Genomic DNA, 26,701 nt, shown 5'->3' on the forward strand with positions numbered 1-26,701 from the left:
ACCTGTACTTTCGTCGATGGATTACATAAGTTGCAGTCATCCATCGAAAGTTCTGAGTCTTCCGAGCAAGGTCCGCGACGAGCCTCACCCTCAGTCGTGCCACGCCACCGCCGCCCGTGCTCGGCGGTCGATGCACCCTGCCCTCGTCGCGTCTTCGCCCGGTCGGGAACGGAGACCCATGGACGGTCACGCTGGTGGCCCTCACCGCCACCTGTCCCGCAGATCGCTGATCGCCACCGGCGCGCTCGCCGCCGGGGCGTTGGGCGCGTCCGCCCCAACGATCGGCACCGCGTTCGGTGGCAGCCCCGCCCGGGCCGCCGCCGGTGTCACCAAGAAGATCACCATCTACGCCGAGCAGTTGCCCGGCAACCTGTTCGGGTACGGCCTGGCGCCCGGTCAGGCCACCGTTCCGGGCCCGATCCTGGAGATGTACGAGGGTGACACGCTGGAGATCACCCTGGTCAACACCACCAACCAGCGGCTCTCCATCCATCCGCACGGGGTGGACTACAGCACCGAGTCCGACGGCAGCCCGTTCAATGCCTCGTTCAACAACCCGGGTGAGACGCGGACGTACGTCTGGCGCTCGCACGAGATGGTGGCCGCGGCGGGCCGGCGGTACATGCCGGGCAGCGCCGGCTACTGGCACTACCACGATCACGCGATGGGCACCGACCATGGCACCGGCGGTGTCGCGAAGGGACTGTACGGGGCGCTGATCGTCCGGCGGCGTGGCGACATTCTGCCGTCGAAGCAGTTCACGGCGGTGTTCCACGACATGATGATCAACAACAAGATGGCCCCGGCGACGCCGATGTTCGAGGCGAACCTGGGCGAGCGCGTTGAGTGGATCGCCATCGGCCACGGCAACCTGTTCCACACCTTCCACCTGCACGCGCACCGCTGGGCGGACAACCGCACCGGGATGTTGGAGGGGCCGAGCGACCCGAGCCTGGTGGTCGACAACAAGGACCTCAATCCCGGCAGCTCGTTCGGTTTCCAGGTGCTGGCCGGGGAGGGCGTCGGACCCGGCGCGTGGATGTACCACTGCCACGTGCAGACGCACTCCGACGGCGGCATGGCGGGGATCTTCCTGGTGCGCAACGCCGACGGCAGCATGCCGCCGGGCGCCGAGGAGGCGATCCACCGGTTCCAGGGCCACACCCACACGCACGGAAGCTGACCGAACCGAAAGTGGGGACGGGGATGACCAGAAAACTACGACGAACCCTCGCCGCGGTAGCGGCCTTAGCGACACTGATTCCGGCACTGCCAGCGGCTGCGGCCGCACCACGAACGGCAGCCGCCCCGCAGGCGGCGGCGCCGCAGCAGACCGCGGTCCTGGTGTTCCACGGCCCGGTGGCCGAGCAGCAGGACCCGGTTTCCCGCGCGGTGGACACCATCAAACAACTTGGTGCCGTTCATGACATCGATGTCACGGCCACCACGGACCCGGGTGCGTTCACCGCGGCCGGGTTGTCCGCGTACCGCAGCGTGGTCTTTCTCTCCGCGACGGGCGCCGCGCTGAACCGCGACCAGGAGTCGGCGCTCCAGAACTACGTCAAGGCCGGCGGCGGTTTCGTCGGCATCGCCGACGCCGCCCGCGCTCAGGTCGACTCCACCTGGTTCACCGGGCTGATCGGCACCCGCCCGGCCGGTGCCATCCCGGTCGCCGAGCCGGTGACCCGGGTGACCGCCAGCGGGGAGAACCCGCCCAACGAGACCAAGGAGAAGCTGACCGACGGCGACGCCAACACCAAATGGCTCGTCCGCACCCCGACCGCCTGGGTGGCGTACGAGTTGAGCGCGCCGAAACGGATCACCGGGTACGCGCTCACGTCGGCCAACGACTCCGCCGGTCGGGACCCGAAGGACTGGACCCTCCAGGGCTCCACGGACGGTCAGAGCTGGACCGACCTGGACCGCCGCACCGGGCAGACCTTCCCGGACCGGTACCAGACCCGGCGGTTCGACATCGCCACGCCGCAGGAGTTCACGCGCTACCGGCTGAACGTCACCGCGAACAGCGGTGAACCGCTGGTCCAACTCGCCGACCTGCGCCTGTTCACCGGCAGCACCACCGCCCCGGAGCCGCCCGCGGTGAACCGCGCGGTGGTGAACATCCTGGACCGCAAGCACCCGGCCACCGCGTCGCTGCCGATGACCATCACCCGGTCCGACCGTTGGGAGAACTGGGACCCGAACCCGATCGGCACCGTGCACACCCTCGCCCAGGTCGAGGAACGGCACTACAACGCGGGGGCGGCCGCCAACGGCGCCTTCCACCCGGTGTCCTGGTGCCGGGACTACGACGGCGGCCGGTCGTTCTACACCGGAATGGGTCACACCGAGGGCAGCTACGGCGAGGAGGCGTTCCGCACGCACCTCGCCGGCGCCCTCAACTGGACCACCGGTCGGGTACGCGGCGACTGCCAGGCCACCATCGCCGCGAACTACAAGGTGGAGCGACTCACCGCAGCCAACCAGACCGGGCAGCTGGACCAGATCGGCGAGCCGCACGGGCTCACCATCGCGCCGGACGGCACGGTCTTCTACGTCGGCAAGGCGGCCTGCCCGAGCGGCCCGATCGCGGACTGGAACAACCCGAAGGTCGGCCTGGGCTGCGGCACCATCCACTCCTGGGACCCGCGCACCAAGCAGGTCAAGCTGCTCACCACCCTGGAGGTGATGGGTAACCGGGGCAGCGGCTCCGAGTTGGTCAAGAACGAGGAGGGCCTGCTCGGCATCGTGCCCGACCCCGCGTTCGCCGAGAACGGTTGGCTCTACGTCTACTGGATGCCGCACGACTCGGTCGACCGGGTGAAGCGGGTCGGTCAGCGGACCGTCTCGCGGTTCACCTACGACGGTCAGGCGCAGACCATCGACCAGGCCACCCGCAAGGACCTGTTGCAGTTCCCGGTGCAGATCCACAGCTGCTGCCACGCGGGCGGCGGCATGGCGTTCGACGCCAAGGGCAACCTCTACGTCGGCTCCGGCGACAACAACTCCTCGGAGGGGTCGCAGGGCTACGCCGGCAACAACTGGACCCAGGAGTACCAGGGGATCTCGTTCCAGGACGCCCGCCGCACGTCGGGTAACACCAACGACCTCGCCGGCAAGATCATCCGGATTCACCCGGAGCCGGACGGCACGTACACCATCCCGGAGGGCAACCTGTTCCCACCGGGCACCGAGAAGACCCGGCCGGAGATCTACGTGATGGGCGTGCGTAACATCGCCCGCCTCCAGATCGACCCGGTGCACCAGTGGCTGACCGCCGGTTGGGTCGGCCCGGACGCCTCGTCGCCCAGCCCCACCCTGGGCCCGGCGAAGTACGAGACGGCCACCATCATCACCTCGGCCGGCAACCAGGGCTGGCCGTACTGCATGGGCAACCGGCAGCCGTACCGCGACCGCAGCACCACCGACGCGACAGTGCTGACCGGCTGGTACGACTGCGACAACCTGAAGAACGAGTCGCCGCGCAACACCGGACTGGTGGACATCCCGGCGGCCCGGGACAACATGATCTGGTACTCGCCGGACGGCGGCGGCCCGGTGTTCCCGAAGCGGACCGACGGCAGCGGCCTGCCGACCTACGTGGCGGCCGACGCCACCTACACGCAGCCGTACCTGCGCGGCGGCGGGCAGGCCATCATGTCCGGCCCGACTTACCACCGGAGCCTCGTCGACACCACCAGCGGCGTGGCGTGGCCGGAGCACTGGGACGGCAAGTGGTTCATCGGCGACCAGTCGAACGCCGCCAACCGGGTCGCGGTCACCGTCGACCCGGCCGGCGTGCCGCAGGCCGCTCCACCGGTGTACGCCGAGTCGCTGCGGGCCATCATCCCCGGTGGCAACGGCGACACCCGGTTGCAGAGTTGGATGGACGCGAAGTTCGGCCCGGACGGCGCGCTCTACCTGCTCGACTACGGCGGCGGCTTCTTCAGCCTGCACGCGAACCAGAAGCTGATCCGGATCACCTACACCGGCGGGGCGCCCACCCCCGCACCGGCGGCGACCTCGGTCGCCGTGCAGAACAAGCCGCTGACCATCGCCTTCAACGGCTCCCGATCCGGCGGCGTCAGCCACCGCTGGGAGTTCGGCGACGGCGCCACGTCGACCGAGGCGGACCCCCGGCACACGTACGCCACGGTCGGCACCTACACCGCGAAGCTCACCGTCACGTACGCCGACGGTCAGACGGCGACGGTGCAGACCACGGTGACCGTGGGCTGCGCGGTGCCCGACGACCGGTCGACGGTGTGGCTCGGCGACACGGACACCGGGGTGCCCAGTCGCACGGTCGGGCAGGGCTGCACGGCCAACGACCTGATCGACGACGAGAGCACCTGGGCCGACCACAACGGTTTCGTCCGGCACGTCACAGCGGTGGCCCGCGCGTTGCAGGACGACGACCTGCTCAGCAGCCGCGAAGCGGGCACCCTCACCCGCCTCGCCGCCGCGTCGGAGATCGGCCGGGACGGGCACACCGGCTACGAGCCGCTCTTCGACGGCACCGCCGAGTCGCTGCGCGGTTGGCAGCAGGCGCCGTCGGGACAGTTCGGCATCCAGCCGGACGGGTCGCTGCGCTCCAGCGGTGGCCTGGGCATGCTCTGGCACACCAAGGAGCTGGGCGACTTCTCGCTGAAGCTGCAGTTCCGGGACATCGCACCGGGCACCGGACGGGCCAACACCGGAGTCTTCATCCGGTTCCCGGACCTGCGCACCCCCCTCGACCAGCGGCCACCGGACAGCTGCGGCACGGTCGGGTCGGCGCGTACCTCGGCGGCCTGGATGGCGATCTACTGCGGACACGAAATCCAGATCTACGACGGCGAAACCGGTGAGCCGCAGAAGACCGGCTCGGTCTACAACTTCGACCCGGTGCCGCTGGCCCAGGCAGGCGTGACGCCGAAGAACGAGTGGAACGACTACGAGATCCGCGCCGTCGGGCAGCACTACACGATGATCCGCAACGGCGTGGTGATCAACGAGTTCGACAACACGCCCGGCAAGCAGTCGTCGCGCGCCGGCGACCCGCCGACCGACCTGCGGCAGTTCCTGCGCGGCTTCATCGGCCTACAGAACCACGGTGACAACGACCTGACCGAGTTCCGCAACATCCGTGCGCGGGAACTCTAGGAGTGACGATGACCCGACGACTGACGGCCGCGCTGGCGGCGCTCCTGCTCACGGTGATCCCGTTGGCAGTGGCGCCCGCCTCCGCCGCCCCGCGTGTCGCCGCCGACCAGGTGTTGACCTGGACCGCCGACGACAGCATCACCCAATACAAGTCCGCGCCCGCCACGGCGGTGGCCGGGGCGACCACGATCATCTGGGAGAACAGCGCGGCCACCGGCAACACCACCGGGATGCCGCACACCCTGACCTTCGACACCAGCACCGAGGGCTACAACCACGACGTCACCCTCAACATCCTGGCCAGCCCGTTCGACGCCAACGACGGCCGCCACCAGGCGACCGTGACGCTGACCCCGGGCCGGTACCGGTACTTCTGCTCGATCCCCGGCCACAGCTCGATGGTCGGTGAACTGGTGGTCACCGACGGCGGTGGCGGTGGCGACACCACCGCGCCGACCGTGACCGCCGCGGTCTCCGGCGACCAGGACCAGGACGGCAACTACCTCGGTGCGGCCACGGTGACCGTGACGGCCACCGACGCCGACTCGGGGGTGCAGACCGTCGAGTACCAGGTCGACGACACCAGCTTCCTGCCGTACACCGGGCCGGTGCAGGTGACCGCGATCGGCGACCACGCCGTGCAGTTCCGCGCCACCGACCAGGCCGGCAACACCAGCGCCGTCGGCTCGGTGGCGTTCCGGATCGTCGAGCCGGGGGAGGATGACACCACCGCGCCGGTGGTCACGGCCGCCCTGGCCGGCGACCGCGACGGCGACGGCAACTACATCGGTACGGCCACCGCCACGTTGACCGCCACCGACAGCGGATCCGGTGTCGCCACCATCGAGTACGCCCTGGACGGGGCGGCCTTCACCGCGTACACGAACCCGATCGTGGTGAACGCGGCCGGGATGCACATGCTGCACTACCGGGCCACCGACGTCGCCGGGAACACGTCGGCGGAGCAGATGTCCCACTTCACCGTCGTCGAACCGCAGGCCGAGGACACCACCCCACCCACGGTCGCCGCCACGGTGGCCGGTGACCGAAACGACGACGGCGGGTACGTCGGCGGCGCGACCGTCACCGTCACGGCCACCGACGCCGAGTCCGGCGTGGCGAAGATCGAGTACGCGCTCGACACCGGGGCCTGGACGGCGTACACCGCTCCGGTCGCCGTCCGCACGCCCGGCGCGCACACCCTGCGGTATCGGGCGACCGACACGGCGGGGAACTCCTCCACCGAGCAGTCGACGACGTTCACCGTGGTGGCCGACGGCACCGACAAGTGTCCCGACTCGGACACCCGGGCCACCGTGGTCATCGACGGCGGCGACACCGGTGTGGCCAACGTGGACACCGGCGACGGCTGCACCATCAACGACCTGATCGACGAACACGCCGACTACCCCGGCCACGCCGAGTTCGTCCGCCACGTCGAAGCGGTCACCGCCGCGCTCGTGACCGGCGGCACGCTCGACCGGCGGCAGCAGGGCGCCATTGTCCGGGCCGCGGCCCGATCGGACGTCGGCGCATGAGTCCTCGAACCTCACCGACAGGGAGTACCACGATGCCCGGACGTACCGTCGCCAAGCTCGCCACCGTGAGCGCCGTCATCGCGGCCTCGGTGCTGGCCGTGGCGCCAACCGCACACGCCGACCTGGTCACCCACTGCATCGGCACCGGCGGCGCGGTGACCGTGCCCAACGACCTGCTCGTGCCCGCCGGCGAGTCCTGCGCGCTCACCGGCACCACGATCACCGGCAACGTCACCGTCGCGGCCGGCGGCAACCTGGTGGTGACCGGCGGCCGGGTCAGCGGCGAGGTGCGCGTCGCCGCCGACGGGTACCTCGACGCGACCGAGACGACGGTCGACGGCCAGGTGGTGCTCGCGGCCGGGGGGTACGGCATCTTCCTGAAGGACGCCCGCACCGGCACCGTCACCGTACGGCCGAAGGGCTCCACGACCATCGACAGCTTCCTGTTCGCCGAGGCGTCGACGGTCACCGGGCACGTCAACGTCGGTGCCGGTGAGGTCCGGCTCGACCGGGGCACCCAGGTGCAGCGCAACCTCAGCAGCACCGGCACCTACTACACCGACCTGCACGACTCGTTCGTCGACGGCACGCTGTCGGTGCTCAACAGCGCCACCGGCAGCGTGGTGTGCGGCAGTGCGGTCCAGGGCCGGGCCACCTTCGCCGGCAACCTGGGCGGTGTGCAGCTCGGCCCGAACGGCACCCTCGACAGCTGCGCCTCCGGCGGTTACTGGGGTGGGGACGTGAGCATCACCAGCACCACCGGCGGCGTCACCGTCGATGACAACATCATCAACGGCCAGTTGGCGGTGACGTCCAACGACCCGGCCGCCCAGGTGGCCGCGAACAACCGGATCCGTGGCGGGGTGACCGGCGACCAGGCGGCCACGACCACAAACCGGGCGGCCCGGGTGGCCGGCCCGGACCGGGAGGACGCCGGTGACCAGCGGGCCGAGGTCCGCCGTACCTCGGCGGTGCAGGAGGCCACCGAGGCGGGCGCCGCCCGGCTCTAGCTGATCGACGCGACGGCGGCCGGCCACCCCCGCTTCGGGGTGACCGGCCGCCGCCGTCGTACGGGCCCTAGAAGTTACCGGCCGAGTTGCACTTCACGCCCTGGTCGAGGCAGTTGCGCACCCGTGCGGCGAGCGCCTCGTCCTTCCACGCGTTGAAGAAGTCCGCGTGCATGGAGAACGACGTGCCGGACGCGAGGGTGATGCCGTCCGTGTTCGCGCTCAACGGGTACGAGATCACGAAGGACACCGAGGGGACGGGCACCGGGTGGCTCTTCGGGCACGCCCCGGTGTGGTCCCCGTTGGCCATGTGCGCCTTGTGGTCAGGGCTGTCCAGGTGCTTGCCGTCCCAGCAGTCCGGGAAGGTGATCTGCCGGACGATGTTCGCGGTCTTGGCGCAGACCGGGAACGTCTTGTCGGCGCTGCGGCCGATCTCGCCGCCGATGCCGGCGCACCAGAAGTGGTTGCCCTGCTTGTCCGGGGTGTCGACCTGGTTCTTGGCGTTGCCGGTGATCATTCGCAGACCGAACGGGAAGGGCTGGGTCCTGCTCGGGTCCTTCAGGCGGGAACCGTAGTAGACGGTCACCTCCTTCGGGTCCACGACCTTGCCGTTCTGGTACATCGTCGGCACCCAGTAGGCGGACTGGTCGTCCGGCGAGTTGCAGGTGGTCGCCTTGGACGCCCGCAGCGATTCGGCGGTCGAGTTGGCGTCGGTCGACTTGTTGCCCCAGAACGTGTGGTTGTGCGAACCGCCCACCAGCTTCGGCAGCACGATCGGGTCGTCGCTGTTGTGGTGGCTGGTCGTACAGCCGACGTTGAATTCGGGAACCGTCACGGGGTTGCCGGTCACCGGCTTGGGCTTACGCGCGAAGAACGCCTTCGTCGCGGCGGCCTGCGCGGCGGCGTCGATGGTGATCCAACCGCCGGATGCGGTGGGCGGGGCTGCGCTGGTCGCCGGCGTTCCCGGCTTGCCCGGCGCGGACGGGGTGGCCGAGGTGCCCGGGGCGCTCGGCGTGGCCGACGGGTCGCCCGGGGCGGCGGCCGTCGGCGCATCCGGGCCGGACGAGCCGATGCCGGTGTCGCTGGATGGGCCGGACCCGCCGGGGGTGCCCGGCGTCTCCTTGCATCCGCCGGCGAGCGCCACGCTCACCAGCAGCAGGGCGGTCACGGAACGACGGTGTCGAGGGGTGGATCGGAGATTTATCAACGGGGGCGCACCTTTCTTCCGAGCACGAAGAATACGAGTCGGCCCCCTGCGCGTTTCCCACTGAAACGATTAATTCTCCCTTAAATAGCGCTCAGCGATTGCCTGGTCAGGTTTGTGGAGTCGCCGTGATGTCGGCTCGATCTCAATTCTTTGATTTCTCTCCAAAAACCGTAATCGGCGGCTGCGGCGCCACTCCACTTTCTTGAGTGGTCGGCCGCGTCGGGTCAGCAGCGGTCGCGTGCCTTGCGCAGGAAGGTCTCCCGCGACACGACAGTCGTCGAGTCATGTCCGCGCGGCGCCAGCACCTGGTCCGGCCCGACGCGCGGCAGGTCCGCGAGGGCGAAGTCCACCGAGATGGCGTGATGGCGGCCCGACCCGATGACGGTGTAGGTGACCCCGGGCCGAAATTCGGTGAGTGGCGCGACCTCCACCTCGCTCATTTGGCTGTCGAGAGCGTCGAAGTCCTCCCAGCCCTCCGGTGGCTGACCCAACAGGGTGACCTCCACGACCTCGCTCGCGGTCGCGCCGTAGACGCCCCACTTGCTCAGGGTCCGTGTGCCCCGTCCGCCCTCGTCGCTGTCCTCGTACACGTGGATATTGGCGTGATCGCCCTGGCAGGTGACCAGCACGCCGACCGGCTGGCCATCCTTGACGGCGAGAGCGACGAGCGGCTCATCCGGTGGGGAGCAGGCGGTCAGGAGGAGGAGGGGGAGCGGGAGCAGACTCCATGGACGTCGTCTTCCGCGCATGTCGGCAGCATTCCACGGCGGCATCACACTCCGATGCCCCGAGGATCACGAAAGGAGAAGCCCTACCGACGGACCCGGACCGGGTGCGGTGCCGAACGTTCCCACCTTCGTTGCGTGATTTCCGGAAACAGCGCAGGGCGCCGCCGGCGCGGAGAGAATTGCCGCCACGGAGCACACGGAAGCCGGGGGACGTTGGATGGGGTTGCGAAGGCGCATGGCGCTCGTGGCGGTGATCGTCGCGGCGACACCGCTGGTCCTCGGTGGGTGCACCGCCGAGCGGAAGTTCGCCGCACGCCCCGCCGAGCGGGTGGTGCCATCGCCCGAACTGACCCTCACGCCCGCCGACCTGTCCCGGAACGTGCCGCTCAGCGCCGAGGTGGTTCCGCTCGTCACGGGCGGAAAGATCACCGCCGTGCGCATCGTCGACAACGCGGGCACGCTGGTCCGGGCGGAGCCACGCGAGGACGGCTCGGCCTGGGTGCCGACCGCTCCATTGCGGCCGCAACACACCTACACCGCGGCGGTGACCGCCACCGGCGACTCCGGGCGGAGCACCACCCGCACCACCACCTTCACCACCGCGGCGGCGTCGACGAAGCCGCAGGTGACCAGCACCCTGTACTTCGCCGACAAACAGACGTACGGCACCGCAATGCCGGTGACCATCGGCTTCGATCCACCCATCGCCAGGGCGGCCCGCGCCGACGTGCAGCGTCGGCTGTTCGTCACCACGAACCCGCCGCAGCCGGGTGCCTGGTCCTGGGTGGACGACGGCAGCCAGGTCTACTACCGGGCTCCCGACTTCTGGCGGCCCGGCACGACCATCAGCGTCCGGGCCGGCCTGGCGGGTCTGCCGATCGGCAGGAACCACGTCGGCGACGCCGACCGCACCGCGACGTCCCGGATCGGACGGCAGGTGGCGCTCGAAGTCGACAACGCCACCAAGCAGATGCGCGTGCTGCGCGACGGCAAGTTGATCCGCAGGATCCCGGTCAGCCTGGGCAAGCGCAGCACCCCCACGTCCAGCGGCAAGATGGTGATCATGGAGAAGCACCAGTACACCACGTTCGACACGCGCGGCGAGCCGAACGGCGGCTACGTGGTGAACGTCGAGGACGCGCAACGGCTCACCTGGGGCGGCGAGTTCATCCACGGGGCACCCTGGTCGGTGTCGGATCAGGGACACCGCAACGTCTCGCACGGCTGCACGAACATCTCGGCGGCCAACGCCGACTGGCTGATGGGCGTCACCCAGGTCGGTGACCTGGTCACCTTCACCGGCACCGAGGTTCGGCTCCAGTCGGGCAACGGCTGGACGGCCTGGAACACCAGTTGGGGCCAGTTCGTCAAGGGCAGCGCGCTGCCCGTACCCGCGGATCTCCGCCCGGGCCCGGCGTCGGCGCCACCCGCGCGTGCGGTTGCCGGTGGCGTGCCGAAGCCGGGTCCGTCCGCCTCCGGAGGCTGAACCACCGGCTGCCCGGCAGGCTCTCGCCGCTTGCCCGGCGGCCCTACCCTCCGGGCCATGACGTACGAGCCGATAATGGTTCCCGCCCCGAGGCCCAACCGGACACTTCGTACAGTCCTGATCGTCGTCGGCGCCCTACTGGCGTTGTGCTGCGTGGTTGGCACCTGCGTCGGCCTCTGGCTCTACCGCTCGGTCAAGGACTCCGTCGAACCGGCCGGGGCAGCCGCGACGGCATTCGTCGACGACGTGCAGGCCGGCAACTATCCGGGCGCGTACGGGCGGCTGTGCGACCGTGTGCGCGACGGTATGACGCAGGAGGAGTTCGCCCGGGTCCAGGCCGCGCAGTTGAAGATCCGCAGTTATGAGATCACCGACGTGAACGTCAACAACTACAACGGGCGGCTGACCGCGACCGCCACCGTCGAGGCAGTCCAGGAGGCCACCGGTGCGAGGCTCACCCAGGGGCTGGTGCTGGTCAAGGAGGACGGCGACTGGCGCGTCTGCCAGTGAGTCACAGCGCCGTCGGCATTGAGGTCGCCCGGGTCGTTGGTCCCTGGCCGGCGAGCTACGGTGAAACCTGACGTTCACGTGAGGGGAAAGGCTGTGTGGCTGGCGTCACCGGCCGGGGGAGGGGTCCATGCGGATCGGGGAACTCGCCACGAAGACCGGGGTGTCGGTACGAGCCCTGCGCTACTACGAGGAGCAGGGCCTCATGACTGCCGCACGAAGCAGTGGCGGCCAGCGCCACTACCTCGACAACGCGGTCGACCGGGTGTATCTGATCCAGATGCTGTACGCCGCCGGCCTGTCCAGCCGAACCATCCTGGACCTGTTGCCCTGCGTCGACGCGAAGGTCAACACACCGCAGTCGCGGGCAATGCTGCGCGCCGAACGCGACCGCATCGATCGGCAGATCACTCAACTCCGGCAGGCGCGCAAGCGGCTCGACGAGGTCATCGCGCTCAGCGAGAGCCCGGCCAACGGTTGCACCCGAACGGACACCGACGCCGCAGTGGCGTAGCGACGCGGCGAGTCCCCGTCGCCGACGGCGGGACCGGTATGCCGGCGCGCGTCACGACCAGTCTGCCCATGTGCTGTTTGCGATCCCCGTCCTACAGTTTGTGCATGATCGTGCGGACCGGATGGGTCATGCCACACCCGCCCGACGTGTTGTGGCCAGCGCTCTGCGACTCACGCCTCGAATTGCAGCCGCGCTGCCCGGTGTTCTACCTGGGTACGCCCCGACCCACGTCGTGCCGGCTGCCCGACGGCCCCGGTGAGGTCGGTGCCACCCGGCAGTGCGTCTCGGAACAGGGCGTGGTGCGGCAGCGGATCACGGTGTGGGAACCACCGAGCCGACTGGCGTTCCACATGGAGTCGACGGACCTGCACTTCCACCGCTTCGTCGACCATCTCGGGGACCTGTTCGAGTTGACCGAGGTGAACGGTGGCACACAGGTCACCCGGACCACCACGGTGACGGTCCGCGGGTACGGCCGCGTCGCGTTGGAGCCGGCACTCTGGGTCGGGCTGAAATCGGTGCACCGCTTCGTCTTCCGCAACTGGCAGAAGATGGCGCTGTCACCACCCGCCGCCATCTGACCTCGCGGCGATCGTTGGCAGCTCAGCAGGGCGGCGCTCGGCGTGTCGAGCTGCTCAGCTGCCAACGATCAAGGAGTGGGCCAGCTCCGGGATGCCGTAGTGCTGGTCGAGGACCTGAATGGCGGCGCCCGCGGCGATCACGTCCGCGCCGAGACTGGACAGAGTCACCCTGGTGCTGAGCCAGTCCGCGCGCCGGGCGTCCGCCCCGACGGCCTCGGTGACCGCCGCCAGATAGGTCTGCGGGTGCCGGAGGAGGTCCGCGCCCGCCAGCACCACGTGGGCGAGGTCGAGGGTCTGGAGCAGGTTGACGACGCCGACGGCCAGCACGCGGGCGGCGTGTGCGATGTCTCCGGCCTCCGCCGCACGGTGGTGCACGATCTCCAGGCAGCCCTGCCGGCCGCAGACGCAGCGGGGCCCGGTCAGGTCGACGACCGTGTGGCCGAACTCGCCCGCGTTGGTGTGCGCCCCCCGGTGGGCCGCGCCGCCCAGCCAGAAGCCGCCGCCGATGCCGGACTCGACCATGATGAGGACCGCGTCGCCGAACGTCGCGCCGTGCCGCCAGGCCTCCGCCGTGATTCCCGCGGTGACGTCCTTGTCCAGGTGGACGGGGAGGCCGAGGTGTTTCTCGGCGATCTCGCGCAGTGGTACGTCGTGCCAGTGCCGCAGGCCGTGGGCGTCCCGGACCAGGCCGTTGGCGTGGTCGAGTGGGCCGATCATGCCGATGCCCAGCCCGGTGAGCCGGCTCCGCAGGTCGCCGATGCCGGCCAGCGTGTCGATGCCGGCGCTCAGGGCGTCGAGGAGCTGCTCCGGGGTGAAGTCGCGGGGCAGCGGGCTGACCGCCGAGTGGTGCACGGTGCCGGCCAGGTCGACCAGGACGAGCCGCAGCGTACGTCGGGCCACGTGGGCGCCGATCGCGTACCGGCTGTCCGGGACGAGTTCGTAGACGATCGCGGGCTTGCCGATGCCCGGACGCCGGACGCCGGCGGGGCGGATCAGGCCGTCGGCGGTCAGCCGGGCGATGACCTTGGAGACCGCCTGTGGTGTCAGGCCGGTGGCCTCGACCACTGTCGAGCGCTCGAACGTGCGGGCCGCGCGCCCCACCGCCATGACCAGTGCCTGGTTGTAGCCGCGGAGGAAGGTGACGTCGGCAGTGACGCGAGTCATCTCACCACCCTATTACGCAACGCTGTTGCTAAATTTTTTCGGTGATCGAGTTGAGTAGAGGTCGACGGTTGGCGGCGCTGGCCGCTCTGGCACTGGGCGGCGTCGCGGTCGGCCTGACCGAGTTCGTGGCGATGGGGCTGCTGCCCGACATCGCCCGCGGTCTGCTCCCGCACGAGTACGCGCAGTCGTCGTCGGACGCCGTCGCCCGGGCGGGCTGGATGATCACCGCGTACGCGCTCGGCGTCGTCGTCGGCGCGCCGCTGATCGCCGCGTTGAGCGCGCGCCTACCCCGCAAGAAGCTCGTCCTCGGGCTGCTCGTCCTGTTCGCCGTCGGCACTGTCGCGTCCGCGCTCGCCCCCACCTTCGACCTGGTGCTGGTGGCCCGGTTCGCCGCGGCGCTGCCGCACGGCGCGTACTTCGGTGCGGCCGGTCTGCTCGCGGCGACCCTGATGGGCCCCGGTAACGAGGCCCGTGGTTTCGCCACAGTGCTCGGCGGTCTGACCGTGAGCAACCTGGTCGGCGTACCCCTCATCACCCGGCTCGGGCAGGCGGTCGACTGGCGGGTCGCGTACCTGGTCATCGCCGGCTTCTTCGTGCTCACGCTGCTGGCGGTGCTGGCGGTCGTTCCGGAGGTCGCCGCGGCGGTCGACGGCTCGCCGGCCGCCGAGTTGCGGGCGCTGCGGACCTCGCAGGTCTGGCTGGTCGCCGCGACCGGCGCTGTCGGTTTCGCCGGCTTCTTCGCGGTGAACACCTACATCGCACCGGTCACCACCGACGTCACCGGCCTCTCCGCCGCGACGGTGCCGTGGACGTTGGTCGCGGTGGGTCTCGGGATGACCGTCGGCAACGCCCTGGGCGGCTGGCTGGCGGACCGCGACCTCCAGCGGAGCATGGTCATCGGCTTCGTGGCGATGATCGTGAGCATCGCCGTGTTCAGCCTCGTGGCGTCGACCCGCGTCGGCCTGTTCGTGGGCGCGTTCCTGGTCGGTGCGACCAGTCTCTATCTCGGTCCCGTCCTACAGGCGCGCCTGATCACCGTCGCCCCGGGAGCGCAACTGATGGGCGCGGCGGTCAACCAGTCGGCCATGAACATCGCGAACAGCCTGGGCGCCGCGCTGGGCAGCGTCGCCATCGCCGCCGGATTCGGTTACCTCGCGCCGGCCCGGGTTGGCGTCGTCCTGGCGGTCGTCGGGTTGATCCTGGGGCTGGTCAGCTTCGCCGTCGGACGACGAGTGCACGAGCGGGTCCCGGCCGCCGTCTGACGAGTGCGCGGGCGGGCCCTGGCCACCGTCTGACGAGTGCGAGCGGGTCCCGGCCACCCTTTCGACCTGAGGTGGCCGGGCCGTCCGCGAGACGCGGTCAGAAGTCGTCCACGCTGACCGTCACCCGGTCGGTGCTCGATCTCCAGTTGGGCACGTTGATCACCTCGTAGCCGCCGCCGCGTTGGCCCACGGTGATCCGTACCAGGCCGAGGTGTGCCGGCGCCGCCGGGATGAAGACGTCCATGCCGGTGATGAAGGTCTGACTGAAGAACTCCGGCAACGGGGCCGTCAGGTCCGTGACGCCGTCGCTGCCGTCGTCGAAGGCGAAGATGCCGATCGTCCGCTTGACGCGCGGTGTGTTCGCCGCGTTCAGGACATCCCTGCCGTTGATCCAGAGGTGGTCGCCGGCGTCGCCCTGGTCGCCCCACCACTCCTTCTGCCGTTGGATCGTGAGTGCCGTGTGCCGGTCGCTGGTCTCGACCAGGCCGCTGAGGCCCTCGCCCGGCTCGCTGGTCGCGAGGCGTACGAACGAGTCCGAGCGGAGGAACGGCTGGAAGTAGAAGTGGTGCGTCGCGGCGCCCGGACGCACGATGGCGAACTCGTAGCGGGCCGTGGCGAGCACCGGGAGGGGGCCGAACGAGCCGTCGCCGCTGAGTGGCAGCCGATGCGCGGGCAGGTGTGACAGTCGGCCGCCGGTCAGCGGGCTGACCGGGTAGACCTCGAGAGTCGCACCGGTGACACCGACGTTGCTCGGGAAGAGCACGGCGCGGCCGGAGACCCGGGCGGCGCCGAAAAGTTGCGGCACGATCCGCGTCGTGTGGGGCGCGCGGCCCCGGAGGAAGCCGAAGATCTCGGTGAACGACTCCGCCGACGACACGGTCTGGGTGTGCGACTGGTCCGGCAGGTGCACGTTGATCGCGCCGACGACGGCGCGGGCCGGGTCACCCTCGCCCCAGATCGCCAGCGTGGGCACACCACCCGGCGGGGAGGTCGCGGGGCGCCCGTCCAGGTTGACGTAGTGCGCGACCCGGGCGGCACGCTCCGGCGAGCTGTTGAGATAGCCCTGCGAGACGAAGGTGCCCAGCGAGTGCGCGACGAGGTCGACCCGGTCCGCGCCGGTGGCCGCCAGCAGGCGGGAGATCCGTGCGTCGAGTCCCGCGTACACCTGGGGCAGGATCGTCGCGACGTTCGGTGAGTCGTACTCGTGGGCTTCGATGATGTCGATCGGGTACCCGTTGCTGGCCAGCCGTTTGGCCTGGGTCTCGAACTGCGCCGCCGATCCCGCGCTGCCGTGTACGAAGATCACTGGACGGTACGTCGGTGTGGTGGCGGCCTCGGCGCGTGGAACGGCGACGGCGGACAGGCTGGTCGCGAGGGCGACCCCGGCCACCACGGAGAGCAGCCTCCGGCGAGATGTGTGCATCGATCCTCCACCTGGACGGACGAAGTATTTGCACTACTAGCGCAAGTATCGTGTCAGGGCGGGGCGCGATGGTCCACACCTTGCGGTCAGTTGACCTTTGTGGCGAGCAGGTCGCCGACGGCGGCGCGGACCGGGTCGGGGTTCGACCAACTCCAGTTGGGGTGCGCGCGGTTGGTGAGCAGCGCCAGGACGAGTTTGCGATCGGGCGCGACCAGGAGCGAGGGGCCGGCGAATCCGGTGTGGCCGAAGGTCCTGGCCGAGGTGAGCTTGCCCATGAACCAGCTCTGGTCGAGGACGACGCCGAGGCCGTGCGCCGAGGTCCGGTTGGGGCGCTCGGGGTCGATGGCGGGTTTGCCGGCGTTGTGGTTGGTGAGCATCCGGCGCACCGTCGCGGCGGCGAGGATCCGCTTGCCCTGGTGGGTGCCCTCGTTGAGGAGCAGCTGACCGATGGCCGCGAGATCGGTCGCGGATGCGAAGATGCCGGCGTGACCGGCGATGCCACCGAGGTGGTTGGCGACGTCGTCGTGGACGACGCCACGGAGCAGCCCCCGGGACGAGCGGGCGTCGGTGGCGACCAGCCGGCTGGCCTTCGCGGCGGCCGACAGCCAGCTGTTCGGGTTGAAGCCGGTGTCGCGCAGGCCGAGCGGGTCGGTCAGGTTGCTCTTGAGCGCCTGGTCGAGCCGCTGGCCGGTGACCTTCTCGACGATCTTGCCGGCGACCATGAGCCCGACGCTGGAATAGCGGAACGTGTTGCCCGGGACGGCGCCGGAGACCAGCGGCGTGGTGAGTACGGCGTTCCAGCGGGCCGCGTTGTCGGGCAGGCCGGTGACCTTGGCGCCGACGGGAAGGCCGCTGGTGTGGGTGAGCAGCATCTCGACGGTGACCTGCTCCTTGCCGGTGCCGGTGAAGGCGGGCAGGTAGTCGCGCACGGGGGCGCCGAGGTCGACACGCCCCTTGTCGACCTGCTGCAACAGCAGGATGGCCGTGTACACCTTGGTGACCGAGGCGAGGTCGAAGATGGAGTCCGGGCGCATCGCGACGCGCTGGTTCGCCGCGAGCAGCTTCGGGCCCGCCTCATAACGCAGCGCCTCACCGACAGCGGTGCGCACCGTCATCCTTCCGCCCACCAGGACGAGAGCGACAGCACCGGGGAAACCCTTGTGTTGCACGGTCTGCGGGGTCGCGGGCAGGTGTCGCCGGAGCAGGGCGGTCACGTCCTGCGCGTAGCGGGCCTGACGGACTGGTGGGTTGCCGCCGACCGGTGCGTCGGGTGCCCTGGGCGGCGACCCGGGGTCTTCCGCCGCGCCAAATCCGACCCGGCTGCCGCTGGCGCCCTTCCCGGTCGTCGCGTCGCCGGGGCCGGCCGAACCGGGGTTCGGCGCGCCGTTGTCGCGGCAACCGGTGAGGGCGGAGGTCGCGGCGGCCAGGCCGGCCCCGAGCAGAGTACGACGCGCAACGGGCATGTCGGAGAGCGTGACAGCCGGCCCGACAACGTGCCACCTGACCCGTCCGAACGTCGGCTTCGTCCGACCTATCGGCCAACAGGTGGTCATCTGGCGGACACAGCCGGTTGCCATTCAGGCGGTTGTGCGACGATCGGCGGGCATTACGTCGAACGACCGTCCACCGGTCTGTCCGCGCACGGTCGCGGACAGTAACCGTGGAGGGCACACACCTCGTTAACCCCTTGGAGAGCACGATGTCCCTCTCCCCGTCCCGGGTCTTCGCAGAGCTGAATGCGACTCGACCCCCTGACCAGCCGTCCCCGACGATGGGCACGGCCGTCGTGGTCGGTGGCAGTGTCGCCGGTCTGCTGGCCGCGCGGGTGCTGTCCGACCACGCCGACACCGTCGTCATCATCGACCGGGACGACCCGCAGGTGACCGGCGCGCGGCCCGGCGTACCACAGGGGACACAGCTGCACGCGCTGCTGCCCGGCGGCCTCTTCCAGTTGGAGCGGCTGTTTCCCGGATTCCGCGACGAGGCACTGGCGCGCGGAGCGATCGAGGCGCCGCCCGCGGCCCGGCGCAACTACCTCGACGGGCGGCTGAAGGTCGTCGTCCCCGACGACGCCGACAGCCTGGCGGGCAGTCGGCCGCTGCTGGAGGGCCTCATCCGCCAGCAGGTGCTCCGACTGCCCAACGTCAAGACGATCACCGCCCGCGCCACCGGCCTCGTGTTCGACGGCACCGCGGTCACCGGGGTCCGCTGTGAGGTCGGTGGGGTGCCCGGTGTCGAACGCGCCGACCTCGTGGTGGACGCCATGGGGCGGTCCAGCAGACTCTCGGACTGGCTGGAGCACGCCGACTGGGACCGGCCGGTCACCCGGCGGATGACAGTGCACCTCAACTACGCGACCGCCCTGTTCCGCCGCCCGGCGGTCACCCCGGCCTCGACTGTCGTGCTGGCCCTGAACACGCCGAAGATGGCGATGGACGTGGCCGGAGCCGCGTTCTTCGCGATCGAGGACGGCCGGTGGATGGCCATGATGGCCGGTTACGGCGACGACCGTCCGGGGCGTACCGCGGCGGACTTCGTCCGCCGCCTGCGCGAGCAGTTCCCACCGGAGTTCGGCGAGGTCGCCGACCAGGAGATGATCGGCGACGTCCAGACCTACCACCATGCCGACAGTCGGCGACGGGACTTCCACGCGCTCAAGCGGTTCCCGGCCGGCCTGATCAGCGTCGGTGACGCCGTCGCGTCGTTCAACCCGGTCTACGGGCAGGGCATGACGGCGGCGGCCCTGCACGCGGCCTGCCTGTCGACGTACCTTCGGTCCGGCCCGGACCTGCGGGCGCCCGCGCGCCACTACCTCGCGCTACAGAAGGTCGTGGTCGACGCCGCCTGGTCGCTCTCCACCTCGGCGGACCTGGCGTTGCCCCACGTCGACGGGCCCTACCCGCGCGGCTACCGGTTCTCCCGTTGGGCCAGCGGCCAGGTCATCGCCGCGACCGTCACGGACGTGGCGACCGCGCGGCGGTTCAACGACGTCGTCTCCATGCGCGAGCACCCGCACTCGCTGGCCCGCCCCGGCGTGCTCCTGGGCGCCCTGCGCGCCAACCGGCGCGCACGCTGAGCGAGTGACCCGGCGGCCTCGCCAGCGAGGCCGCCGGGCACGCCTCTAGCGAGGGAGCTTGCGGAGGATGTCGACAACGAAACGGTGGTCGTCCAGCTGCGGCAGCCCGGAGACACCGACCCAGCCCACCACACCGGTGCCGCGTACGCGCAGGGGCACCGCGCCCCCGGCGGCCGCGTATCGCGAGGCCGGCAGGCCGAACCGCTCGGCCAGCGTCACCTGCTTGTCCTGGCACAGCCGGGCCATGTAAAGCGAGGAGTGCTCGAACCGCATCACCACCCGCCCCTTGCGGCGCAGCCACGCGTCGTTGTCCGCCGTCGACCCCGGCAGGCCACAGTGGAACAGCTGCCGCCCGGCCCGCCACACGCCCACCGAGACCGGCAGCCGCTGCTCGGTCGCGGCGGCGACGGCGAGCATCCCCAACTCGTACGCGTCGGTCTCGGACAGGCCCGCGAGCTCCAGCTCGTTCTCCTCGCGCAGCAGCTCGTCCAGCGTCGGCCACGATTCACGGTCAGCTGACATGTTTCTTCTCCTTTGTGGTGCGGGCGATCATCCTCGTCGTGCGGGGCGATCACCAGGCGCAGGGCGCGTAGTCCTTCAGGAAACAGCCGTACAGGTCCTCGCCCAGCTCGCCGCGGACGATCGGGTCGTACACCCGGGCCGCGCCGTCGACCAGATCAAGTGGGGCGTGGAAGCCCTCGTCGGCCAGCCGCATCTTCGTCGGGTGGGGGCGTTCGTCGGTGATCCAGCCGGTGTCGACGCTGGTCATCAGGATGCCGTCGGTCAACATCTCCTCGGCGCTGGTGCGGGTCAGCATGTTCAGCGCCGCCTTGGCCATGTTGGTGTGCGGGTGCCCCGGCCCCTTGTAACCACGGCCGAACTGGCCCTCCATCGCCGACACGTTCACCACGTACTTGCGGCGGGCCGACGCGGCGGCCATCACCGGGCGCAACCGGCTGACCAGCACGAACGGCGCGGTGACGTTGCACAGCTGCACTTCGAGCAGCTCGACCGGGTCCACCTCCTGCACCCGCTGGACCCAGCTGTTGACCGAGTCGAGGTCGGGCACGAGACCTCCGGCGTCGATGGCCGTGGACGCCGCGATCCGTTCCGGCGAGGCCGAGCCGCTGGTCAGCGCCAGCGCGGTGAGCGCGTGCGGTGTGAGCGCTGTCGACTGTGGCCCGGTGGTCAGGCTGCCCACCGGGCCGCCCTGCCCGTCCGGCTTGGCGAACGTGATCAGCTCCGGCAGCGGGCCGTCCGGCAGGGCCGCGGCCTCGGCGGCGATGAGCTGCGCGTACGCCCCGGGGGACCGGCGGACGGTCTGCGCCGCGTTGTTGATCAGGATGTCGAGGGGGCCCTGGCTGCTGACGTCGTCGGCGAGGGCGATCACCTGGGCGGGGTCGCGCAGGTCGATCCCGACGATGCGCAGCCGGTGCAGCCAGTCCGCGCTGTCGGGCATCGCGGCGAAGCGGCGGACCGCGTCGTGCGGGAACCGGGTCGTCACCGTCGTGTGCGCGCCGTCGCGCAGCAGCCGCAGCGCGATGTACATGCCGATCTTGGCTCGGCCGCCGGTGAGCAGCGCACGCCGGCCGGTCAGGTCGGTGCGGGCGTCGCGGCGCTCCCGGTTCAGCGCGGCGCAGGACGGGCAGAGCTGGTGGTAGAAGGCGTCCACCTCGCGGTAGCGCTGCTTGCAGACGTAGCAGCCGCGCGGGTTGTGCAGGAAGCCCGCCGTCTCGCCTGCCACGGACGACGCGAGCGGAATGCCCTGCGTCTCGTCGTCGATCCGCCCCGGAGCGCCGGTGGCGGTGGCCTCCGTCACCGCGCGGTCGGCGGCGAGGATGGCGTCTCGCCGCTCCTCCCGTCGCCGCTGCTTGATCACCTTGTAGAGCCGGGCCGTGGCCCGCTGCACCTGCACCACGTCGGGGTGGTCGGAGGGCAGCGCCTCCAACGCCTCGAAGACGCTGAGGCAGGCCTCCAGCCGGCTTCGGTCAATACCCTCTTGACCGTTTTCCGTAATGTTGTCCACCGTCATGCGTCGTTGTCTCGTCCCGTATCCCGTGCCGGCTCCAGCCGGCCCGCCCCAAGTCCGACCCGAAACGGTACGCGCCTCACGGCCTCCGACGCACCTCGCGGCCGTCCGGCGTGGTGCGGCTCGCGGCGCTGTCAGTCGGCGTCGACGTGACCGAGCCGCCAGTAGCCCATGAAGGCCACCGCCCGCCGGTCCAGACCCCGCTCGGCGACCAGGTGCCGGCGCAGGTTGCGGATGACGCCGGCCTCCCCGGCCAGCCACGCGTAGAGCGGCGCCGAGGCCACCTGCTCGGGCACCTCCCACAGGATCTCGGTGTCCGCGTCCACGTCCGGCACGGGTTGGGCGGCTGCCGCCCCGCCGGGGGCCAGCAGTTCCCCGGCCGCCGCGACGACGGCGGGCACCAGCCGGCTGCCGTACCCGTCGGTGCCCCGAGCCAGCCAGCGGACCTCGACGCCAGGCGGCGCGACCAGCGGCAACACGTCGGCGGGGTCGGGCACCTCCAGCACGACAGTGCCCCGGGCGTCGAGGGGGAGCCGCTCGCAGATGCTGCTGATCGCCGGAACGGCGGTCTCGTCCCCGGCCAGCAGCAGCGTGCCGCCGGTGGACTGTCGAAACTCGACCCCGCCGTGGTTGCCGTCGAAGCTGGCATCCGGCCCGACCAGGGCGATCTCGTCGCCGACGCTGGCCCGCCGAGCCCAGCGCGTCGCCGGGCCACTGTCGCCGTGCAGCACCAGGTCGACGTCGACCTCGGCCAGGTGCGGGCGGACCGCCCGCACCGTGTAGGTACGAATCGGGTTGCGCAGGTGCTCGGGCAGGGCCCGCCACGTCGCGTACCAGTCCGCGCCGTCCGGCAGGGTCGCCCGGTCCTGACCGGGCAGGGGAAGCGCCAGCTTGATCCGCTGGTCGTAACCGTTGTCGGCGAAGCGGTCCAGGTTCGCCCCGGTGAAGGTCACCCGGGTGAAGGACGGGCTCAGGCGGCGTACCGCGCGGACGGTGACGGCGAACACGCGCCACGGGGCGATGGGCAGGGTCTCGGTCATGGTGCCTCTCTCGGCTTGGGGCCGGCTCTACCGGGTGGTGCTCGCCACGGCGCGGGAGCGCCACAGCAGCCAGACGAAGTACGGGGTGCCGATCATGGCGGTGACCAGGCCGGCGGGGATCTGGGCCGGAGCGATGACCGTCCGACCGAGGGTGTCGGCGATGCTGACCAGCGCCGCGCCGAGCAGGGCGGCCACCGGGAGCACCCGGGAGTGCCGCCCGCCGACGAGCGCCCGCGCGGCGTGCGGGGCGACCAGACCGACGAAGCCGATGACCCCGACGGCCGAGACGGCGGTGGAGGTGAGCAGCGCCGCCGCGCCGAGCGCGATCAACCGGGTGCGTTCCAGCCGGACGCCCAGCACCCGGGGGGTGTCGTCGTCCAGCGCCATCAGGTCGAGTTCCCGGCGGGCGGCGACCACGGCCGGGGTGAGCACCAGCAGGGCGATCAGCACCGGCAGCACCTGGGTGGGCATCCGACCGTAGGTGGAGCCGGACAGCCAGGTCAACGCCTTCCCGGTGTTCCACGGGTCGAAGGCGACGACCAGGTAGGTGATGACCGCCATGCCGCCCTGCCAGGCGCCGAAACCGATCAGCACCAGTCGGTCGGAGCTCAGTCCGCCGCGCCAGGCCAGGCCGTAGACCAGGGCGAACGCCACCATCGCGCCGAGCCCGGCGACGCCGGAGACGGCCCACACCCCGGCCAGCGGCACGAAGGTGAGCAGGGAGACCGCGCCGAGCCCGGCGCCGGCGGTGATGCCGAGGATGCCGGGTTCGGCCAGCGGATTGCGGCAGACCGCCTGCACTGTGGTGCCGGCGACCGCGAGCGCCGCGCCGGCCAGGACCGCCGCGGCGACGCGCGGCCACCGCTGGTCCAGCACAAAGGTGTACGCGGGCCCGGTGGTGCCGTCGACCCAGTTGACGACGTCACCGAGCAGCACCCAGGTGTCACCGGCCAGCATGCCGACCGCCACGGCGCAGACGGTCAGGACGGCGGTGACGGCGACGACGCCGCGGTGGAAGGCGGCGGAGCGGACGGCCGCGTGCCCGCCGGGCGGACGACGGGTGGGGCCCGCGTCGCGGTGCCGGCGGGCCAGCCAGATGAGGATCGCCGCGCCGAACAGGGTGGTGACCACACCGGTGGGGATGTCGACCCCGGCCTGCCCGCCCATCAAGGCCCGCAGCAGCACGTCGGAGCCGAGCACGATGATGACCCCCGCGATGCCGGACAACGGCAGCAGGATGCGGTGGCGGTGCACGCCCGGCATCACGGGGGCGAGCAGCCGGACGATCACCGGTGCGCACAGGCCGACGAAGCCGACCGGGCCGGTGAGGGTGACGGCCGCGGCGGAGAGCAGCACGGCCAGCACCATGACGGTGAGCCGGGTGCGCCGCACGTCGAGGCCGAGCACGGTGGCGGTGTCGTCGCCGAGGGCGAGGATGTCGAGGCGGTGCCCGAGCAGCACGAGCACGATGGCGGCGCCGACGATCACCGGAGCGAGTTGGGTCAGCGCGGTCAGGTCGCTCTGCACCAGCGAGCCGTTCCCCCAGGCGAACAGTCCGATGGTGGCCTGCTCGAACAGGAGTAGCAGCAGGGTGGTCACCGAGCCGAGCGCCAGCGCGGTCGCCGAACCGGCGAGGATCAGCCGGGTGGTGCCGGCCTGCCCACCGGAGGACATCGCCATCACCAGGCCGGCGGCGGCCAGACCGCCGCAGAAGGCGAGGCCGCCGGCGGGCAGCGCGGGCAGCGAGACGCCGAACGCGGCGACGGCGACGATCGCCAGGTGGGCGCCCGCGTTGACCGCGAGGGTGTCGGGTGAGGCGAGCGGGTTGCGGGCGATCGACTGCAACGCCGCCCCGGCGAACCCGAGCGCCACGCCGATGGCCAGTCCGGCGAGCAGCCGGGGCAGCCGGGACGCGATCAGGACGCGGGCCGCCTCGTCGTCGGCGCCGGTCGCGAGCCGCAGCAGGTCGAGGGCGCCGACGTTCGAGGTGCCCTGGGTGAGGTGCACCGCGCCGACCACGAGCAGCAGCAGGATCGCGGCGACGAAGACAGCGGCGACGCGGGGCACGGCCAAGCGTCCGCCCGGAGCCGGCCGGGTGGCCGGCTCCGGGCGTGGGGGCGCGTTCAGCACGCTCACACCGCGTACGTCTTGACGAGTTCGTCGATGTACTGCTTTCCGGAGAGCGGACCGCCGAAGGTCCAGATGCCGTTGGGCATCTTGTGCAGGTTGCCCTTCTGCACGAAGGGCAGCGACTTCCAGATGGCGTTGCCGGCGAGACCGTCCGCGAACACGTCGTCGCCGTCGGAGGCGTTGTAGAAGAGGTGCATGTTCGGGTCCTTGAGGACCGTCATGCCCTCGACGTCGGTCTGGCCCAGGCCCCACACCTCATCGGTCTTGCCGGTCCAGGCGTTGGTGAGGCCGAGTTGGATGCCGATCTGGGAGACCAGCGCGCCCTTGCCGAACATCCGGATGCTGACGGTGCTGCCCTCCTTCCAGCCGTCGGCGATGGCGAACGGACGGCCGGCGGCACCCGCGTCGGCGATCTTCTTCTTGCCGTCGGCGATGGCCGCGTCGAAGTCGGCGAGCAGCTTCTCCGCCTCGGTGGTCTTGCCGACCGCCTTCGCGATCATGGTGAGGTCGGTGCGCATCCGGCCGAGGTTGTCGGTGGCGTCACTGCCCTTGGCGACCACCACGGGCACGAACTTCTCCAGCTGACTGACCATGTTGGCGCCCCGGTCGTCCTCCATCACGACGAGGTCGGGCTGGAGGGCGACGATCGCGTCGACGCTGGGCTCGCCGCGGGCGCCGACGTCCTTGACGTTCGGGTCGAGCTTCGCGGAGGTGACCCAGGTGCCGTAGCCCTTGGGGTCGGCGACACCGACGGGCATGACGCCCAGGCTGACCAGCAGCTCGGTCTCGCCCCACTCAAGCGCGACGACCTTGGTCGCCGGCGCCTTGAGGGTGATCTCCTTGCCCCGGCTGTCGGTGACGGTGACCGGGCCGCCGGCCGCCGAGGCGGAGGTGTCGGGGGTCGCGGCGTTCTCGGTGGTGCCGCAGGCGCCGAGCGCCAGCACGGCCGCGACGGCGATGAGGGAGGTGAAACGGGTACGGGTCATGACGGTCTTTCTCTGCTGTGGATGGGGGTGGTTCAGACCAGGGCGCGGATCTGGTGCCGCCCGACGGGGCGGGTGGTGACCAGTCCGCTGATCGGATCGGTGGTCACCTCGATGCGGATCCCGTAGGTCTCGGTGAGGGCGTTCTCGGTGAACACCGTTGCCGGGGTGCCGGTGGCGCGGACCCGGCCCTGCTGCAACAGGACCACCTCGTCCGCCACGGCGGCTGCCTGGTTGAGGTCGTGCAGCACGACGCCGACGGCGACGCCGTGATCGTCCGCGAGGTCACGGACCAGGTCGAGGATTTCCACCTGGTAGCGCAGATCGAGGAACGTGGTGGGCTCGTCGAGGAGCAGAACCGGGGTGTCCTGGGCGAGGCAGGTGGCCAACCAGACCCGCTGCAACTCGCCCCCGGAGAGTTCGTCGACGGGACGGTCGGCCATCGCGGCGACGCCGGTGACGTCCATGGCGCGTGCGATGGCGGCGGGACCGTCCGGATCCTCGGTACGCCAGCGCCCCCGGTAGGGGTGGCGGCCGTAGCCGACGACGTCGCGGACGGTGACGCCGCTGGGCACCGGCCGGCTCTGGGCGAGCAGGGTGACCCGCCGGGCGAACTCCCGGGCCGCGAGGCTGGCGGCCGTGACGCCGTCGGCGAGGTGCACGATTCCGGCCTCGATCGGGTGCAGGCGGGCCAGGGCCCGCAGCAGGGTGGACTTGCCGCTGCCGTTGGGCCCCACCAGTGCGGTGACGGCACCCGCGCGGAGGTCGATCACGGCATCGTGCACCACCGGCACACCGTGATAGCCCAGGCGGAGGTCGACGCCGGACAGGCTGCGCTCCCCGTTGACCGACGCCAACTCGTTCTGCATGAGGTTAGGCTA

At 70.9% G+C, this 26,701-nt stretch carries 21 protein-coding genes; 10 read left to right on the forward strand and 11 right to left on the reverse strand.

All coding sequences use genetic code 11. From position 1 onward, the window contains the following. Nucleotides 1–178 precede the first annotated feature (178 nt). The 4 genes from ACQRWP_RS07445 to ACQRWP_RS07460 are packed head-to-tail and all read left to right on the forward strand — an operon-like array spanning nt 179 to nt 7,693. Nucleotides 179–1,183 carry a multicopper oxidase domain-containing protein gene (locus ACQRWP_RS07445; RefSeq protein WP_430501404.1) on the forward strand — a complete coding sequence of 335 codons (1,005 nt, stop codon included), beginning with the start codon at nt 179–181 and terminating at the stop codon, nt 1,181–1,183. Nucleotides 1,184–1,206: 23 nt separating this feature from the next. Beyond that, a complete protein-coding gene (locus tag ACQRWP_RS07450; protein WP_430501405.1) occupies nt 1,207–5,145 on the forward strand; it encodes a ThuA domain-containing protein in 3,939 nt (1,312 codons plus the stop codon). 8 nt (nt 5,146–5,153) lie between these two features. Continuing rightward, a complete protein-coding gene (locus tag ACQRWP_RS07455) occupies nt 5,154–6,683 on the forward strand; it encodes an OmpL47-type beta-barrel domain-containing protein (protein WP_430501406.1) in 1,530 nt (509 codons plus the stop codon). 32 nt (nt 6,684–6,715) lie between these two features. Then, a complete protein-coding gene (locus tag ACQRWP_RS07460) occupies nt 6,716–7,693 on the forward strand; it encodes a hypothetical protein (RefSeq protein WP_430501407.1) in 978 nt (325 codons plus the stop codon). Between the two features lie 67 nt (nt 7,694–7,760). Here ACQRWP_RS07460 and ACQRWP_RS07465 read toward each other — a convergent pair whose 3' ends face one another. Then, complete coding sequence (locus tag ACQRWP_RS07465; RefSeq protein ID WP_430501408.1) at nt 7,761–8,858, reverse strand: DUF1996 domain-containing protein; 1,098 nt, start codon at nt 8,856–8,858, stop codon at nt 7,761–7,763. Between the two features lie 263 nt (nt 8,859–9,121). Beyond that, nucleotides 9,122–9,646 carry a hypothetical protein gene (locus tag ACQRWP_RS07470; protein WP_430501409.1) on the reverse strand — a complete coding sequence of 175 codons (525 nt, stop codon included), beginning with the start codon at nt 9,644–9,646 and terminating at the stop codon, nt 9,122–9,124. A 214-nt stretch (nt 9,647–9,860) separates the two neighbouring features. Between ACQRWP_RS07470 and ACQRWP_RS07475 the strand changes: the two genes are divergently transcribed. The 4 genes from ACQRWP_RS07475 (at nt 9,861) to ACQRWP_RS07490 (ending at nt 12,713) form a co-directional block, all read left to right on the forward strand. Continuing rightward, complete coding sequence (locus ACQRWP_RS07475) at nt 9,861–11,111, forward strand: Ig-like domain-containing protein (protein ID WP_430501410.1); 1,251 nt, start codon at nt 9,861–9,863, stop codon at nt 11,109–11,111. A gap of 57 nt (nt 11,112–11,168) precedes the next feature. Continuing rightward, a complete protein-coding gene (locus ACQRWP_RS07480; protein WP_430501411.1) occupies nt 11,169–11,621 on the forward strand; it encodes a hypothetical protein in 453 nt (150 codons plus the stop codon). 127 nt (nt 11,622–11,748) lie between these two features. Continuing rightward, nucleotides 11,749–12,132, forward strand: a complete 384-nt coding sequence (locus ACQRWP_RS07485) for a MerR family transcriptional regulator (RefSeq protein WP_430501412.1) — start codon at nt 11,749–11,751, stop codon at nt 12,130–12,132. 104 nt (nt 12,133–12,236) lie between these two features. Then, nucleotides 12,237–12,713 carry a hypothetical protein gene (locus tag ACQRWP_RS07490; RefSeq protein WP_430501413.1) on the forward strand — a complete coding sequence of 159 codons (477 nt, stop codon included), beginning with the start codon at nt 12,237–12,239 and terminating at the stop codon, nt 12,711–12,713. Nucleotides 12,714–12,767: 54 nt separating this feature from the next. Here ACQRWP_RS07490 and ACQRWP_RS07495 read toward each other — a convergent pair whose 3' ends face one another. Beyond that, a complete protein-coding gene (locus ACQRWP_RS07495) occupies nt 12,768–13,877 on the reverse strand; it encodes an ROK family protein (protein WP_430501414.1) in 1,110 nt (369 codons plus the stop codon). A 41-nt stretch (nt 13,878–13,918) separates the two neighbouring features. Between ACQRWP_RS07495 and ACQRWP_RS07500 the strand changes: the two genes are divergently transcribed. Next, nucleotides 13,919–15,139, forward strand: coding sequence for an MFS transporter (locus ACQRWP_RS07500; protein WP_430501415.1), 1,221 nt, complete (start codon nt 13,919–13,921; stop codon nt 15,137–15,139). A gap of 97 nt (nt 15,140–15,236) precedes the next feature. Here ACQRWP_RS07500 and ACQRWP_RS07505 read toward each other — a convergent pair whose 3' ends face one another. Beyond that, nucleotides 15,237–16,562: an alpha/beta hydrolase gene (locus ACQRWP_RS07505; protein ID WP_430501416.1), complete on the reverse strand. Its 1,326-nt coding sequence runs from the start codon at nt 16,560–16,562 to the stop codon at nt 15,237–15,239. A gap of 86 nt (nt 16,563–16,648) precedes the next feature. After that, complete coding sequence (locus ACQRWP_RS07510) at nt 16,649–18,025, reverse strand: serine hydrolase domain-containing protein (RefSeq protein ID WP_430501417.1); 1,377 nt, start codon at nt 18,023–18,025, stop codon at nt 16,649–16,651. Nucleotides 18,026–18,261: 236 nt separating this feature from the next. On the opposite strand from ACQRWP_RS07510, the gene ACQRWP_RS07515 reads away from it, so the two are divergent. Next, the gene (locus tag ACQRWP_RS07515) at nt 18,262–19,638 is read left to right on the forward strand and encodes an FAD-dependent oxidoreductase (protein WP_430501418.1); all 1,377 of its coding nucleotides are present in this window, start codon (nt 18,262–18,264) and stop codon (nt 19,636–19,638) included. Nucleotides 19,639–19,683: 45 nt separating this feature from the next. Here ACQRWP_RS07515 and ACQRWP_RS07520 read toward each other — a convergent pair whose 3' ends face one another. The 6 genes from ACQRWP_RS07520 to ACQRWP_RS07545 all read right to left on the reverse strand — a co-directional run bounded on the left by ACQRWP_RS07520 (nt 19,684) and on the right by ACQRWP_RS07545 (nt 26,689). After that, the gene (locus tag ACQRWP_RS07520) at nt 19,684–20,160 is read right to left on the reverse strand and encodes a heme-degrading domain-containing protein (RefSeq protein WP_355010264.1); all 477 of its coding nucleotides are present in this window, start codon (nt 20,158–20,160) and stop codon (nt 19,684–19,686) included. Nucleotides 20,161–20,209: 49 nt separating this feature from the next. Next, nucleotides 20,210–21,670 carry an SDR family NAD(P)-dependent oxidoreductase gene (locus ACQRWP_RS07525; protein WP_430501419.1) on the reverse strand — a complete coding sequence of 487 codons (1,461 nt, stop codon included), beginning with the start codon at nt 21,668–21,670 and terminating at the stop codon, nt 20,210–20,212. Nucleotides 21,671–21,801: 131 nt separating this feature from the next. Further along, a complete protein-coding gene (locus ACQRWP_RS07530; RefSeq protein WP_430501420.1) occupies nt 21,802–22,707 on the reverse strand; it encodes a siderophore-interacting protein in 906 nt (301 codons plus the stop codon). Nucleotides 22,708–22,734: 27 nt separating this feature from the next. Beyond that, nucleotides 22,735–24,834 (reverse strand): iron ABC transporter permease, encoded by a 2,100-nt coding sequence (locus ACQRWP_RS07535; RefSeq protein WP_430503152.1) that lies wholly within the window; start codon nt 24,832–24,834, stop codon nt 22,735–22,737. A gap of 5 nt (nt 24,835–24,839) precedes the next feature. Continuing rightward, nucleotides 24,840–25,823 (reverse strand): ABC transporter substrate-binding protein, encoded by a 984-nt coding sequence (locus ACQRWP_RS07540; protein ID WP_430501421.1) that lies wholly within the window; start codon nt 25,821–25,823, stop codon nt 24,840–24,842. 32 nt (nt 25,824–25,855) lie between these two features. Further along, entirely contained in the window at nt 25,856–26,689 is an 834-nt protein-coding gene (locus ACQRWP_RS07545) for an ABC transporter ATP-binding protein (protein ID WP_430501422.1), read from the reverse strand. Nucleotides 26,690–26,701: the final 12 nt, after the last annotated feature.

The sequence above is a fragment of the Micromonospora trifolii genome, assembly GCF_050516465.1.
GTDB lineage: Bacteria > Actinomycetota > Actinomycetes > Mycobacteriales > Micromonosporaceae > Micromonospora > Micromonospora trifolii.